The sequence below is a fragment of the Pedobacter sp. AC379 genome (assembly GCF_979258145.1).
This window is the reverse complement of sequence record NZ_OZ409839.1, coordinates 4,717,952-4,734,516: the sequence shown is the minus strand read 5'-3', so window position 1 is coordinate 4,734,516 and position 16,565 is coordinate 4,717,952. Positions and strand designations below refer to the sequence as shown.

Below are 16,565 nucleotides of genomic sequence, written 5' to 3'. Positions count from 1 at the left end.
TAAATAAAGAATTATGAAACGAACCATACTCATATTTTTATTGTTTCTCACTGTCAAAATGCTTTATGCACAAGAAGTGATCACAGTAAACGGTGTAGTACGCGATGGCGGAAACCAGCCCATGCCAGGTACAACCATTACTGAAAAAGGAACAGCCAATAAAGTAGTATCAGCAAACAACGGTAGCTACCAGATTAAAGTAAAATCGAACGCAACACTCGTGTTTTCCTACCTCGGTTCTAAATCTGTAGAACAATTGGTGAAAAACCGTACCACCATTGATATCAAACTCGTTGATGATGAGAATAACCTTAACGAAGTTGTAGTGGTGGGTTATGGTACACAAAAAAGGTCAGACCTTACCGGTGCCATTTCATCTGTTAAGGGGGCAGAACTTGCAAAAAGCCCTGTGCAAAACGTAGCTTCGGCACTGGTTGGCCGTGTTGCCGGTTTACAGGTTGCTGCTGATGATGGCTCGCCAGGTGGGAGTCCATCAATTACCTTACGTGGCGGGGGCTCTATTACGCAAAGTAACGAGCCGCTATATGTGATAGATGGGGTGCCGCAAACTGATGGAATAAACTTTTTAGATCCTGGTGATGTAGAAAGCATCGATGTTTTAAAAGATGCCTCTGCAACTGCAATTTATGGAGCAAGAGGGGCAAATGGCGTAATTTTAGTTACCACCAAACAATTAAAGCCAGGCAAGTTAACCATTGGGTACGATATGTATTATGGTGCAAAAAAGGCCAATAAATTTATCCCTGTACTTAATCCCTACGATTTTAACATCCTCGTGTACGAGCGGTTTCTCAATAACCCAGCACTTTTAACCGGGGTAGAAAACACATTTGGTAAATTTTCTGATTACCATTCAAATTACGATAACCGAGCAGGTAATAACTGGCAGAAAATTATATTTGGCGATTGGGTAAATACACAATACCATAAAATTAGTATTGCCGGCGGACAGGGCGAAACCCGGTTTAATTTATTTTATTCCAATAACAACGATCAGGGCATTGTACAACCAGGTGGTTCTACAAAAAATGTTGCCAAATTGAGTCTTTTACACAATATCAATAAAAAAATAAAACTAAGTGCTATTGTGAATTACAGCGACCAAAAAACAACTGGTTTTGGTACACGCGATGGTAGCGACCGTTTTAATACCCTGATCAGCTTTTTTCAGTACAGGCCTACAGGTGGCATTGGTTTAAGCGATGAAGATTTCGCAACGCTTGATAACGACCCCACGGTTGATGTTAGTGCCATTCCGCTGCAAAACCCAAAAACAAGTGCAGAATCAACACAAAAAGAATCTTTTAACCGTACTTTAAACCTCAATACAACAATCGATTACAACTTTGCTGATCATTTTACGTACCGTGGCCTAGTATCAGGCCGTATTTCAGGAACTAAAGATAAATTGTTCAGCGATGCACGTTCGGTACTTGCCAAAAGAAGCGGGGGAGCCTTCGGTTCATTAACGCAAACCGATATTAACGGCTGGAACTATAGCAACACAGTTACTTATGACAATACCTTTAATAAAAACCATAAAATTTCCGTATTGGTTGGTCAGGAGCAATTGTATACAAGCAGAGAAGCATTTAGTGCCAGCAACAGCCGGTTTTCGGTTGTAAATTTGGGCTTGGATAATATTTCTTTGGGCACAACGCCCGGTATTCCAACTTCTATATCTGAAGCAGAAAGCATGCTTTCCTTCTTTTCGCGTGTAAGTTATGCCTACAAAGATAAATACCTTTTTAATGCTACCGTAAGGGCAGATGGTTCTTCAAAATTTGGTGATAACAACAAGTGGGGATATTTTCCTTCTGCGGCATTTGCCTGGAGAGCCATTAATGAACCTTTTTTAAAGGATATTAAATTTCTTTCGGATGCAAAGGTTCGCCTTAGTTATGGTACATCGGGGAATAACCGCATCCCCAATTATTTAATGCTTAGTCAGCTTGCTACAGGTAACTATCCCTTAAATAACCTCAACAACATTACCGTTTATCCAAACAATATCGAAAACGAAGATTTAAAGTGGGAAACAACCAAATCTTTTAACATTGGTTTAGATCTGGGTTTCTTTAAACAAAGAATCGCCCTAACCATCGAAGCCTATGATAACCGTACCAAAGATTTATTGTTAAATACTCAAATACCTTACACCAGTGGTTTTGCCAGTCAGTTTTTAAACATAGGAGCTACATCCAATAAAGGTTTAGAACTTACATTAAACACTGTAAATGTAAAAACCACTAATTTTTTATGGAACAGTACCCTTTCCATGTCGGTAAATAAAAACAAGGTTTTGGCCTTAAGCAATGGCGAAGATTTTAGGTTAAGCAACAGCTGGACAGCCCAAAACGATTACCTGGTACAGTTAGGGGGTGCATTGGGCCAAATGTATGGTTACATATCTAACGGCGTTTACCAGGTAAGTGATTTTAATTACAACCCCACCACCAATATTTATTCCCTTAAACCAGGCATTCCTGCTGATGTAAATTATGCTGCTCAGCCAGGCTTTTTAAAGCTTGTTGATTTAAACGGAGATGGTATAATTAACCCACTGGATAGAACCGTACTTGGAAATGGAATTCCTAATTTTATCGGCGGTTTTAACAACACCTTCTCATACAAAGGTTTCGACCTCAGCATTTTCATCAACTGGGCTACAGGCGGAGATGTATACAATGCCAACAGGTTGCACATGAGCACCAACGTAAGTGCCAATGTAAATACCCTTGCTTATTCTAAAGATCGCTGGACAACAATTGATGCCAACGGCAATGCGCTCACTACCCCGCTTGTACTCGCCGAAGCAAATAAAGGAAGAACAATTCCAAGGTATGATGGTTACGGCACAACGCCCCGCCTTATCGATCAAATGATTGAAGATGCATCTTTTATAAGAATCAATAATGTAAGTCTGGGCTACACTTTGCCAAAAACATGGATATCGAAACTGAAGCTGAGCAACGTACGGATTTACTTAACCGGTTATAACCTGCAAGTATTCGATACCTATTCAGGCTACGATCCGGAGGTGAGCACAAACAAAAACGGTGGCTTAACACCAGGTGTAGATTTTGGTGGCTATCCGCGCAGCAGGTACTTTGTGGCTGGTTTAAATGTTTCATTATAAAAGAATACCCGATTATGAAAACGAAATTAAAATACCATATCGCAGGCTTATTTAAATGTTTAGCTGTAGCAATTGTGCTCACTAATTTAACCGCTTGCAAAAAAACACTTACCGAAGAGCCTAAATCTGTTTTCAATGCAGCTCAGTTTTTTAACACTACTGATGAAGCCAACCTGGCCACACTTGGTGCTTACGAAAGCATGAGCAATGGCAATACCCTGGGTTTTTATGCTTCAATTTTGTATGAAAATGATAACGATATTGCACAGATTAGGGATGTATTAACAACCGATTTCAGGGGCATTGCACATTATGTAATCACAGCTGAAGCCGTATACATGCAATCTACCTGGCAAACCTATTATGAAGGTGTAAACAGGGCAAACCTGGTAATTGAGCGAATTCCGCAGATGGCTATCTATATTGATGGATCGCAGCGTAAAACTTTAAACAGGTATTTGGGCGAAGCAAAGTTTCTGCGTGGGTTTTATTATGCAGAATTAACCCGGTTATTTGGCGCGGTACCCCTTAAACTTACGCCAACACATGCCGATGATGAATTGCGCATTGCTAAAAACACCACTGCAGAAGTATATACGCAGGTAATTAAAGATATGACCGAGGCTATTGAGTTGTTGCCTGATGGTAAAACCAGCGATGAACGCATCAGTAAATTAGGCGTAAAGGGAATGCTTGCCCGCGTAGCTTTGTTTGCGGGTGGCTATGCGCTGCAACAAAATGGCCAGATGGAAAGACCTGCGAATTATAAAGATTACTATGCCATTGCGCAAAAGCAGACCAAAGAGATAATGGATGCCAATTTATATTCCTTAAATCCAAGTTATGAGCAGTTTTTCCGTAACCAGTGCCAGTTAAAAATCGACCCTTTCGAAAGCATGTTCGAGGTTGCCTTTTACAACATAACAGGCGGTTTAGGAAATTCGAGTGTTATCGGGCAGTGGAATGCACCCCTATCAGCAGCAGTCGGCACTTACGGCCGTACCAATTCATATGTAAAAACAACGCCGTTATTTAGAAATATGTACACCTCAGGCGATTTGCGTAGGGATGTTTCCATAGCAACTTACCAGATCAATGCTGCGGGCCAATTTCTGGAGTATGCAGCCGCTGCAGACAATAACTTTGCGCCAGGAAAATGGCGTAGAGAATATCAGGCTTTGCCACCAAAAGATTTAAACAATACCGATATCAATTACGTGGTATTGCGTTATGCCGATGTGTTGTTAATGCGTGCAGAAGCCGAAAACGAATTAAACGAAGGCCCAAATGCCGCCGCTTACGATGCCATTAACCAGGTAAGAAAGAGGGCGTTTACTGCCGACGTTTTTGGTAAGAAAATTATAAACGTTAAAATGGCTGTACAAGGCAGTGGTTACACCAGCATACCTACAGTTACCATTACAGGTGGTGGGGGTACAGGTGCTACCGCTACAGCAATTACCAGTGCAACCACTAACCCAACTACAGGCGCTGTTACCGCAGGTGCCGTGGTTGGCATTAAAGTAACCAACTTTGGTGCTAATTATACTTCAGCGCCAACAATAACCATTACAGGCGGCGGTGGCATAGGTGCTACGGCAACAGCAGAAATTACAGATACACAAATCCCCACGGGATTAAATAAAGCTGATTTTTTTACCGCAGTTAAAAATGAAAGGGCACTTGAACTTTGTTTCGAAGGATTAAGAAAATATGATTTGATGCGCTGGAACATATTAGGTTCGAGTTTGCGCGCCACAGAAGCTGCACTTAAAGCTTACAGAGCCAATTACCCGTATATTGCTGGAACAAATTTTAAAGATGGTAAAAATGAATTGTATCCGATTCCGCAAAGGGAGAGGGATTACAATTCAAAATTGGTGCAAAACCCTGGGTATTAATGTAAATGCTGAATAAATGAAAAAAATATATTTCTTTCTGTGTTTTGTTACGCTAAATGCCATCGCTTTCAAAGTGATTGCACAAAATGCAGATAAGCCCAATATTTTAATCATTATGACCGATCAGCAAACGGCCGAAGCAATGGGGAATGCCGGTAACCAATACCTGCATACCCCAGCTATGGATAAGCTTGCAAAAAACGGTGTGAGGTTTACCAAAGCATATTGTGCACAGCCTTTATGCACCCCCTCGCGCACGGCTATTTTTAGCGGGAAAATGCCTTTCGAGACTGGTTTTACAGGTAATGCTCCGGAAAAAGACGGACAATGGCCGGATAGTTTACTCATGATGGGCAAAATTTTTCATAATGGGGGTTATCAAACAGGTTATGTTGGTAAATGGCACCTTCCAGTGCCCACTACAAAAGTAAATCAGCATGGTTTTGAATACATTCAGAATACCAATTTCTTAGATTATAATGATGCAGCTACGCCAGCCTATTGTGCTAGTTTTATAAAAGAAAATAAAGACAAACCTTTTTTATTGGTGGCCTCTTTTTTAAACCCTCACGATATTTGCGAGTGGGCCAGGGGCGAAACTTTAAAGATGGATATTTTAGCTGATGCACCGCCAGCAGATCAATGTCCGCCATTACCTGCCAATTGGAAAATTCCTGCAAATGAACCAAAAATTGTGCGTGAGCAGCAAAAGGTAAGTCTGCGCACTTACCCAAGTGTAAACTGGAATGCTGATCAATGGCGGCAATACCGCTGGGCCTACAACCGTTTGGTAGAAAAAGTAGACCATTACATCGAAATGGTGATGGCCTCACTGAAAAAATATGGTGTAGAAAAAAATACAATTATCATTTTCACTGCCGATCATGGCGATGGTTATGCAGGGCACAGCTGGAACCAGAAACAGATTTTATACGAAGAGGCCGCTAAAGTTCCTTTTATCATTTCAAAAATTGGCGCATGGAAAGGCCGTACAGATGATATGCTCGTATGTAACGGAACAGATATTATCCCAACCATTTGTGGATTAACAGGTGTGCAAAAACCGAATTACCTTAAAGGGATTGATATTAGTAAAAGATTAACCGAGCCTGGTAAAAACCTGCGCGATACCCTGGTTATTGAAACAGATTTTGCCGATAATGAAACGCTATTGGGTATCGGCGGTAGGGCAGTTATAACCAAAGATTTTAAATATATAGTTTATAATAAAGGCGATATTAAAGAGCAATTATTCGATCTAAGTAAAGACCCTGGTGAAATGAATAACCTTGCCGTAAACACCACTTACAAAAAGAAATTAATTGCCATGCGCCAATATTTAAAACTTTGGTGTAAAGCAAATGGCGATAAGTTTACTGCTGGTTTGTAGCAAAATCCCGGATTGCGTCATTCCCAGCGGACCTGATAGCTATCGGTTTTAACTTAGTTGAGAAATCTAATAGAAAGAATGAAAAAAGGTCTTTGAATCCGCTCACCAAAACAAAATCAAAGAAAACAGATATACGCAGCACATAACTGATGAAGAAAATATTCACACTAACCTTATCATTATTTTCACTCCACATCTTTGCCCAGCAGCAACCAGGCGTGATTAAGTTAACTGCAGAAAAACTGCATTCGAGGGTGCGCGAATGGCCTTATCCGGCCCACGGCATTATTGTGCCTACTAATGCCCCAGCTTTGCTTTGGCCGGGTACCAATGGTAAAAATATGGTAAAGCCAATGGAAAGTGGAAGTGAGGTGCCCGAAGATCCGAATATTGGCAATGTACGCTACAAAGTTTTATTGGCCAGTGATAAGGATTTTAAAAATAATTTAACAGAAAGTGCCGAGCAACGTTGGGCAGTATACCCGCTACATAAAGCTTTAAAAGCCGGTAAATGGTATTGGAAATATGGTTATGCATTAAAAAATACCGGCAAATGGGCCTGGTCGCCAGTGTACAATTTCGTGGTTGATGCAAAATATGCCAACCAAAAAGTATCTCCGGCGGTAAGTGAGGTTTTAAAACGCAATCAGGGTTCACACCCATTGTTATGGGATATGAACCGGAACGGCGAAGCTTTTTACCGCAATAACCTACAAAATCCTGAGGCAAAAAAGTTTATAGCCTTTGCAGAAAAATTAATGAAAGAGCCTTTACCTGTTGAAAAACCGCAAAGGATAATTGATACCACGGGCAAAAATGATAGAGAAAAGAAAATCATTATTGAGCGGATGTACCATGGCTTTGGCGATGCAGTGGGTACTCCTGTGCGTAACCTTTGCATTGCTTATCAACTGACTAAAGATAAACGCTTTATTCTTGACGCTAAACGAAGGGCATTAAATATTGCAAAAATGAATCCCAACGGACTGGCAACCGGAGATGATTTTACCAGCGGAGCAGTATTGGAAGCCCTGGGATGGTTTTACGACGCAGGTTATACTGTTTTAAATGCGGAAGAAAAAGAATTGTTTAAAAACATCATTACCATAAGGGCCAGAAGGGTGTATGATCATTTACCAAATCGTTTCGAATTGCATGTGAGTGATAATCATGTTTGGCAAATCACCTTGCGCAACCTCGCCATTGCCACCGTATCGGTAATTAATGAAGTACCCGAAGCCAAAGAATGGCTTACCTATATGTATGAAGTATGGTCGGCACGTTTCCCGGTTTTGGGCACAACAGATGGCGGCTGGCACGAAGGCAACGGCTATTTCAGGGTAAATTTTAAATCGATCATTTACCTTTCACAAATGTTCGGCGATTTTAGCGGCGTTGATTATTTTAAATTGCCATGGATGCAAAACCTGCCCTATTATATGCTTTATACACATCCAAATGGTTCGGCATCTACAGCAATCGGCGATATGTGGGAGAATATTCCAACCGTTGTAAAGGGCGAAGCCTGGTTTGCCGATGCGCTTATTTTTAAGATGAATAACCAATACCTCAACTGGTATGTAAGTAAAATTAAAAACGATAACCCTGATTATTTCCATGGAACAGACGATTATTTATTGTTCCGCCTGCTCAATTACAAACCAAATCAGCAAGTTAGCACATTATCGCCTGCTAAACTGCCTAAAAGCCGTAATTTTGCCGATGTTGGGGTAGTGGCCATGCACGAAGATTTAGCAAATGCCAATAAAAGCTTAAGTAGTTATTTATTCAGTAGTCCGTTTGGCTCATCAGGTCATGGACATGCCTCCCAAAATGCATTTACCATTAATTATAAAGGAAAAGTTTTATTTGGTGGAAGTGGTTATTACAGCAACTTTAGCGATAAACATAATTTACTGTATTACCGTACATCAAAAGCTTATAACACCATCCTGGCCGATAGTTTAAATCAAAAAATCGGAGAAGAAGGTTACGGTTGGATTGCAAGGGCCATTACTGGCAATCACATTCAATACGCCCTTGGTGATGCAAGCAATGCTTATGGCGAAATTAAAAGCGATTTCTGGCTGGATAGATTTAAGCAAATTAACGTTATACCAAATAAGGCCAACGGCTATGGCGAAAGCGGCGTATCCCTTTACCGCAGGCATATGCTGCAATTAGCCGGTGGCTACATTGTGCTCTATGATGAACTTGAGGCCAATAAACCCGTAAAATGGACTACCCAGTTCCATGCTCCTTATTACACTATCGAAGCCTTGCAGCACAATAATAGCAACCAACAATGCTTTGCCTTAAAAACCGATTTGGGCAATGTTAACGCAACTGTATTTGCAAACAGTGCTTTACAGTTAAACGTGCACAACAAGTTTTACGAGGCTGCGGTAAACTGGAACAAGGTAACCAACGATGAGGGAAAAATTAAAGATTTCGTAGATCAATGGCATGCTGGTATTACTTCTATACCAGCACAAAAATTTAGGTTTTTAACACTCATCCAGGTTAAAGATGGCAAAACAGAAGTAATTAAAACAATTTCATCAGCAAATGGACTTTACCACATGCAGGTGGGTGATTGGGATATCCAGGCTCAGTTAGATGGCAATAAAAAAGCTTCATTGCAAATTTCGGATAAAAAGGTTGGATCCTTATTTAATTACGGCGATTTACCAATCACTTTTAATGGCAAAACTTTTAAACCAGCTCTTTCTGGCAGTTCAACCTTATTGGAGCTAAATGGTACTAAACTCAATAAACAGGAAGTTGTGGATAAACTGCCAGATGTAGCAGTTTATGATAGGGAATAGATATGTGATATCGCCATGATTAACCCGATAAGGAATCGCAATGCTTTGGTTAAGCTTGTATGTTGCATTAAAATTCCCGCCTGCGCGGGAAAGACGATCATACTTAACACTTTCATGCATGCCCGTTACAAACGAGGATAATGGCCAAGCGTTTCAGTTAGAATGATTAAATTTGAAAAACATGCTTCAAAAAACAGTCTTTAAAATATCGGATATAACAATCGGTACTTACCGCTGCCTAACTGCGCTTGTAATCAGTATCGGCTTGCTATTCACATTTAGCAACGCAAATGCACAATCTCAGGATCGGTATTTCCGCAATATCTCGGTTGATAAAGGACTATCGCAAAGCACTGTTTTTGCCATAAAGCAAGATAGTCTTGGTTTTATCTGGATGGCCACCCAAGATGGGTTAAACCGTTACGATAGCAAAGGTTTCAGGGTATACCGGCCGGTTGAAGGCAACAAAAACGGTCTCAATTCTCACTATATACGCAGCCTTTTTATCGATCATAAAGGCACCATGTGGGTGGGAGGCAATCAGGGCATCAGCAGTTATAATTACGCTTCTGATGGGTTTGTTAATTATAAACTTCCGCGCAGTTTGGGCGAATGGTATGTATCATCCATCACCGAAGATGCGCAGCATAACATTTGGGCCACTACTATTTCGGGTGGTGTGTTTAAGTTAAGTGCGGGTACAAGCCAGTTTAAGCAGGTAAATTTTAACGCGCTCGAGCATGGTATTAAAAAGATTTCGTATATCAATATTGCAAATCAGGATATGCTCATTGGTACCGAAGTTGGGCTATTTAAACTTAACATTCAAAATCATCGTTTAACCAAGCTAAACCTGGGCGTAGATAAACCAGCGGTAAATGATGTATACATTGATGGCGACAGTTATTGGGTAGCTACGGAAGGTTATGGATTGATCAAATACGAAACAGCGGGCGCAAAAGTTACATTTTTTAACCATCAGGCAGGAAAAAACAGCATTGCCGATAATAATGTAAGGTGTATCGGCAAAGATATAGAAGGTAATATGTGGCTGGGCACATTTAAAGGCCTTTCTATCCTCAATTTAACCGAGCTTAGTTTTAATAATTATTTCCATCAAATTTCTCAGCCCTATACCATCAGTCAGAATTCTGTACGGTGCATTTATCAGGATAAGCAAAAGGCAATGTGGCTCGGCACGTATTATGGCGGCGTAAATTATTACCATAAAAACGACATTAAATTTAATTTGCTTAGTCAGAATACCGGTAAAACCTCGTTAAACGATGAGGTAATCGGGGTGATTAAACAAGATGATAAAGGGAATTTCTGGATTGGTACAAATGATAAAGGGATAAACTATTGGAACAGGAATACCAATACCATCAGTTACTTTTCCAACCAGGAAAATAATGTAAACAGCTTAAGTTCGAATAACGTAAAAGCTATTGAATTTGATGGTAGGGGCAATGTGCTGATCGGCACACATAACGGTGGCCTGAATGTGCTTAATCCTGGTACAGGTGCCGTTAAACGATACCTCCACAATGAGAATAACCCCAATAGCATTGCTGGCGATTTGGTGTACAGTATCCTGAAAGATTATAAAGGCCGGATTTGGATTGGTACACGCTCAGGTTTAGATCAGTTCCATCCCGAAACGCAAACTTTTACCCATATCCACCTTGATAAAGCAGGTAAACGCCTTACCTCTGATGATATAACCTTCCTTTTTGAAGATAGTATGCACCGCATATGGATTGGCACCACCAACGGAGTAACGCTTTTTTACCCTGATAATATGCTTTTCGGTACCCCTGTAAACGGTAAAGAAAGCGAAGACATTGTAAACTGCATCACCGAAGATAAAAAACACAACATTTGGATGGGTACCCGCGAAGGATTGAGTTTGTACAACGAAGCACAGCAAACCTTCATCAGTTTTAAAGCCCGGAAAGATTTTGTTAAGGGAACCATTTATGGCATACAGCCTGATGATAATGGCAATTTATGGATCTCGACAAATAGCGGATTGGTAAAATTTAACTCAGATAAAGGCCTGGTACAAACTTTTGACGAGAGCGACGGCCTGCAGAATAACCAGTTTAACGAATATTCTTTTTACAAGGCTAAAGATGGGATGCTTCTCTTTGGGGGCATAAAAGGGATCTCTTATTTCTACCCATCAATGGTAAACCAGCAGCCGTTAAGTTTAAAACTCACCTTTACCGGTTTGGAGATATTTAATAAAACGGTTGCCTCTGGAGATGGTACAGATATTCTTCAAGGGCACATCGATCAGGCAGGCAAACTTGAACTCGGACCAGAGTTTAAACAGTTCAGCATCCTGTTTAATACCTTTAATTACATTTCGGCAAACCGTACCCAATACTATTATAAGCTGGAGGGGATAGATAACATCTGGCAGAAAACCAGCGATATTAAGGTAAGTTACAACAACCTTCCTCCGGGTAACTATACATTTATTATTAAAGCAGTAGGACCAAATGGCGAGGTTAGCCCGGTTCGGGAGTTAAAAATATCCATGTTGCCCCCCTGGTACCGAACATTTTGGTTTTATATGCTGCTTTTTGTTGTGCTGGCTGCGGCATCATACCTGGGTTACAAAATTATAGCCGAACGCATTAAGGCCCTGCAACAGTTAAAGCTAGAGCGGATTGAAAAAGAACGGGTTAGGGATATCAATCAGGTGAAGATGGATTTTTTTACCAATGTATCACACGAACTTCGAACACCTTTAACCTTGATACTGGCACCACTCGAAGAGCTTTTAAGGTTGCCCCAGGTTGATAAAATTGTGAAAAAGAAATACGACCTGATGCTGATCAATGCAAAAAGGCTTTACAATCTGGTAGATCAGCTTTTCGAATTCAGGAAAACAGAAATGGGAACCCGGCAGCTTAAGGTAGATAAAAGCGATATTGTAAGTTTTGTGCACGAAGTGTATGAATCTTTCAAGCCCCTTTCTGATAAAAACAATATCAGTTATACCTTTCACTCTACCGAAGCCAAATTCTCCTTTTATTTTGATAAAGATGCCATGGAGAAGATTTTGTTCAACCTATTATCAAACGCTTTTAAATATACAGAAGCAAGCCATAAGGTAAGCATTGAATTGATTAAGGAGCATGATACCGTGCTAATCAAAGTAGCAGATACAGGTGTAGGTATCGGTGCACAGGATTTATCAAAAGTATTCGATCGCTTTTACCAGGTAAATAACCGCGAAATGAACCTCGGCTCAGGCGTAGGTTTAGCCTTTACCAAAAGATTGGTAGAGTTGCACCATGGCAATATTACTGCGCAAAGTGCAAAAGGGCAGGGCAGTGTGTTTACCGTTACCATACCCACTTCGGATGAAATTTACCGCAACCATTTAGGCAATGCGCATAAAATGTACGAGTTATCAATTGTTCCAGACAATACAGCCTTAATAGAAAATCAACCAGATCATACAACAACCTGGGTAGATCCGGAACCATTATCGGATGAACTGGATGGAAATACATTGGCCACTAAACTTTTGATTGTGGATGATAACGAAGAAATCTTATCCTACCTTCAGGAATATTTTAGCAAAACCTACCAGGTGGCAGTAGCTGTTAACGGGCAAATGGCCTTAGATATGCTCGAGCTACAACAATATGATCTCATTATCAGTGATGTGATGATGCCCGAACTGGACGGACTGCATTTTTGTAAACGTGTAAAACAGAATATCAATACCTCACATATCCCGGTAATGCTGCTTACGGCCAGAAACGAAACCAGTCAGCAAATAAAGGGCCTCGAAATGGGGGCTGATGACTATGTAACCAAACCTTTTTCTACCAGTTTACTGGCCGCTAAAGTGGCCAATCTGCTGCGCTCGCGTAAACGTTTAAAAGAATACTATTCGGCCGGTAAAGAAATGGTACCCGAAAATATTGCTTTTAATACGCTCGACGAAGAGTTTTTAAAGCATGCCATTGCCATCGTAGAAGAATATCTGGCCGATTCTGAATTCTCAGTAGATAAATTTAGCAGAGAAATTGGCATGAGCCGATCAAACCTTTATCTCAAATTTAAAGCGATAACAGGCGAATCGGCAACAGATTTTATTAAAAGAATCCGGTTTACCAAAGCCGTAGAACTGATGCAGAGCAAGCGGTATACCATTGCACAAATTACCTATATGTGCGGATTTAATTCTCCTTCTTATTTTTCTACCGCATTTAAGCAATATTATGGCTGTATGCCAAGCGAATATTTAAGCAGAATAGATGAAATGAAGTAGTAACCCGTTAGAACAGCCTCTGCATTAATGTTTCTTTACGTTGTGGCGAAACCTCTACTTCTGCACCATCACTAAGCTCCAGTGTGCCGCCATCGCCCTTGCGGTATTTTACTACATAGCTCAGGTTAACAATTACCGAGCGGTTAATCCGCATAAAAAAATCATCGTTCAACTGCGCCTCATATTCTTTTAAGGTTTTGGAAACGATGATTTTTTTATGATCACTGAGCAGGAAAACACTATAATTGCTCATGGCCTCCACCCTGATAATGGTGGTTTTATCAATAATATAAATCCCTTCGGCAGTGGGTAAAGCCAATCGTGCGTTTAAAACTTCTGATTTCTGGCTCCGCTGTTTCACTTTGCCTGCTACCCGTTTGCGTAAGCGCGTAATTGCTGTTTTTAAGTCGTCTTCATCAACAGGTTTCATCAGGTAATCTACCGCACTTAAGCGGAGTGCCTCAAGCGTATAACTATCGTAAGCTGTAGTAAAAATTACTTCAAAGCTAAAGCTACCCAAACGTTCAAGAAATTGAAAGCCATTTATTCCCGGCATTTCCACATCAAGAAACAGCACATCAGGATCAAGCGCAATAATTGCACTCAATGCCTTGGCTGGCTCGTTAAAAATACCCACAACCTGAAGTTCATCTTCGAAAGATTGAAGTTTTTGCGAAAGTAATTTACTTCCTCGGGTTTCATCGTCTAATATAACTGCCTTTAACATAGGTAAATGTGGTTAATGATAAAATTCGGTTTTTAAATCCGCTTAGCCAAACTTATGGAGCGTTTTTCTACATCCATAAGCTGAGAGGTATATTGATGTTTTGAGCAGGTATAAAATTGCTTTGTAAATTGTATTTACACATTTATTTAGAAGGTCGCAGTCCTGAATTTATTTCCCGATTATGATTATCCATCCTAAGGTATGGCGTTTATTCGTGCTTAATTAACCTGAGTTCGCCTATATGGTCTATAATTTTTAAGGTATAAATACATTTCCGTTCCAAAATCGCTCTCTGTACAGATAATGGTCTGTTTTAAAACCTCATTATCTTTTCCAAATACGGTTTTCCAGGTGTTTTTGCCACTTTTGCTTGTAGCCGTACTGTTAGCGGTTAAATCTATTGCACCTGCTTTATTAAAACGGATTTCTACCATAAAATATTTAATTAGACCATTCTTTTTACGATCTAAAAACAACAATCCACTTCGATAGCTTACCGGAAATTTTGACGAGGTTTGCCAGTTACTGGGTCCTTTTTCCCAGCCGCCATCATCATGCAAGGTGGCGGGCTGGGGAAAGGGGATCTTAATTTTTTCTGTATCGCTTCGGCTGGTTGCAATTTGTATTTTAATAGGTACCTGCGATTGTATTTGTGCTTTACCGCCCAGGCATATTAAACCTAGAAAGGCAACGATGATGATTTTTTTCATGGCTAAATATTAAAAAGTGTATTTCACCCCGATACCACCATTTTCTGCACTAAAACCACCACCACTGTTAAAAGTAAATACAGGTTGCCAATCGGCACTGATGGCTATAGGGAGGCCTTTAAATTTGTATTCGAGTCCTAAAACACCCAAGGCTCCGATCGTGGTGGTAGGATCAACCAGATCGTTATCAAAAGAAAAATATTCGAAATGGCCGCCGCCACCAACATACCATTTTAAGTTTTGCACGCCGTTAATAGGCAAATGGTATTCGTAAGCTACGCTCAAACCAATTTGGGTGCCAAGGCCATTAAAACCCCTGTAGGTAAAGATGCCTTCTAAAGCATGTTTTTCTTTTAAAAAATGTTTTGCAGTGAGCGATATGCCGTATAAAAACTTTATACCAATTGCGGTATTGTAATTTTCAGCAGTACTGTAACTGCTCGCTTTGGTACTTGGTTTGGTTACCGGGGCTGGTTTTAAAGGAGATTTAGTAACCGTTTTTGTTGCGGGTTTTTTTGCAGGTGTTTTTCTTGTTTGTGCGCTCATGTTTATGGCAACAGCACATAGTATAATGGTTAAAATCTTTTTCATATTGATGTAGGGTTAGGGTTGGTAGAATATTATTTTGTTCTGGTTATAGTGCGAAGCAAGAATTCCGTAGCCTGCTGGCGTTTTCACAAAAGCTAAGCCGTAAATATCTCCAGTGCCTGTTAGTGTTTTAGTACAGCCGGTATAATTGCTTTCAGTAGTTTGGATCTGGTTGCTATTTAACAAAGTAATCCGCTTATTACCGGGCGAGGCAACCGCAACAATGTTTCCGTAAGCAGCAACATCAACCAGTTTTGGTAAACTTACAATTATCCCCTTGCCAAGGCCACCAGATGCTGTTAAGCTATATTTGTAAAGGCGATCGGTGCTGTAACCTGTTATGTACAAGGTATCGTTAGCAATAGCCAATCCTTTCGGACTCCCAAATACAGCCGCCACCACACTTAAATTACTGTTGTTCAAAGGATCATCAAAACGGAGCAACCTATCTTTACCATCATCAGCAAGGTACAGGCGGTTTTTACTGTCGAAAGCAATTCCCCGTGGGTTTATAAATCCTTCCTGGATGATCCTCCAATATTGATAGCTGCTTATCCCATTAATTGTTTTCATTCTATAAATTACAATCCGGGCGTTTTGTTCGGTTTCAGTAATGTACAGGTTTTCTTCATTATCGAAAGCTATGGCTTCAGCACCCACACTTTGAAGCGTTTGTACAGGTGCTTTTTTTGCAAGTAAATCACTATAACTGTTCCAGATTTTTGTAGTTCCAATAGCGCCGTAAGGTTGCTTATACTCTGTTACCGCAACTTTACCACTTTTTGATACGGCAAGGCCGCATGGGTTTGATACATCAACAACGGTTGTGGATTGAAATTCTGGTATGCCGCAACTGTCGGTTGGTTCAGTATTATCCTTTTTTTTGCAGGAAATAACTGCTCCTGTTGCCAACAACAGGAACAAAAGCAGAGCTATTTTTTTTATGGTTTTCATCATCTATTGA

The 16,565-nt window shown here is 40.4% G+C and carries 9 protein-coding genes; 5 read left to right on the top strand and 4 right to left on the bottom strand.

The genetic code is table 11. The features are described from left to right. The first annotated feature begins 13 nt into the window (after positions 1–13). From ACZZZW_RS20615 to ACZZZW_RS20595, 5 genes are all read left to right on the top strand, one after another. Positions 14–3,160, top strand: coding sequence for a SusC/RagA family TonB-linked outer membrane protein (locus ACZZZW_RS20615; RefSeq protein ID WP_463496248.1), 3,147 nt, complete (start codon positions 14–16; stop codon positions 3,158–3,160). A gap of 14 nt (positions 3,161–3,174) precedes the next feature. Continuing rightward, positions 3,175–5,061 (top strand): RagB/SusD family nutrient uptake outer membrane protein, encoded by a 1,887-nt coding sequence (locus tag ACZZZW_RS20610; RefSeq protein ID WP_463496246.1) that lies wholly within the window; start codon positions 3,175–3,177, stop codon positions 5,059–5,061. A gap of 16 nt (positions 5,062–5,077) precedes the next feature. Beyond that, positions 5,078–6,451 (top strand): sulfatase family protein, encoded by a 1,374-nt coding sequence (locus ACZZZW_RS20605; protein ID WP_463496244.1) that lies wholly within the window; start codon positions 5,078–5,080, stop codon positions 6,449–6,451. A 149-nt stretch (positions 6,452–6,600) separates the two neighbouring features. Next, positions 6,601–9,279 carry a DUF4962 domain-containing protein gene (locus ACZZZW_RS20600; RefSeq protein ID WP_463496242.1) on the top strand — a complete coding sequence of 893 codons (2,679 nt, stop codon included), beginning with the start codon at positions 6,601–6,603 and terminating at the stop codon, positions 9,277–9,279. A gap of 181 nt (positions 9,280–9,460) precedes the next feature. Further along, positions 9,461–13,576, top strand: coding sequence for a hybrid sensor histidine kinase/response regulator transcription factor (locus ACZZZW_RS20595; protein ID WP_463496240.1), 4,116 nt, complete (start codon positions 9,461–9,463; stop codon positions 13,574–13,576). 7 nt (positions 13,577–13,583) lie between these two features. Here the strand turns inward: ACZZZW_RS20595 and ACZZZW_RS20590 are convergent, their stop codons facing one another. The 4 genes from ACZZZW_RS20590 to ACZZZW_RS20575 form a co-directional block, all read right to left on the bottom strand. Beyond that, entirely contained in the window at positions 13,584–14,303 is a 720-nt protein-coding gene (locus ACZZZW_RS20590) for a LytR/AlgR family response regulator transcription factor (protein ID WP_055906081.1), read from the bottom strand. Between the two features lie 218 nt (positions 14,304–14,521). Continuing rightward, positions 14,522–15,013, bottom strand: a complete 492-nt coding sequence (locus tag ACZZZW_RS20585) for a hypothetical protein (RefSeq protein WP_055906077.1) — start codon at positions 15,011–15,013, stop codon at positions 14,522–14,524. A 9-nt stretch (positions 15,014–15,022) separates the two neighbouring features. Further along, positions 15,023–15,604, bottom strand: a complete 582-nt coding sequence (locus ACZZZW_RS20580) for a hypothetical protein (RefSeq protein ID WP_463496238.1) — start codon at positions 15,602–15,604, stop codon at positions 15,023–15,025. 12 nt (positions 15,605–15,616) lie between these two features. Further along, positions 15,617–16,558 carry an NHL repeat-containing protein gene (locus tag ACZZZW_RS20575; protein ID WP_463496236.1) on the bottom strand — a complete coding sequence of 314 codons (942 nt, stop codon included), beginning with the start codon at positions 16,556–16,558 and terminating at the stop codon, positions 15,617–15,619. Between the last annotated feature and the right edge of the window lie 7 nt (positions 16,559–16,565).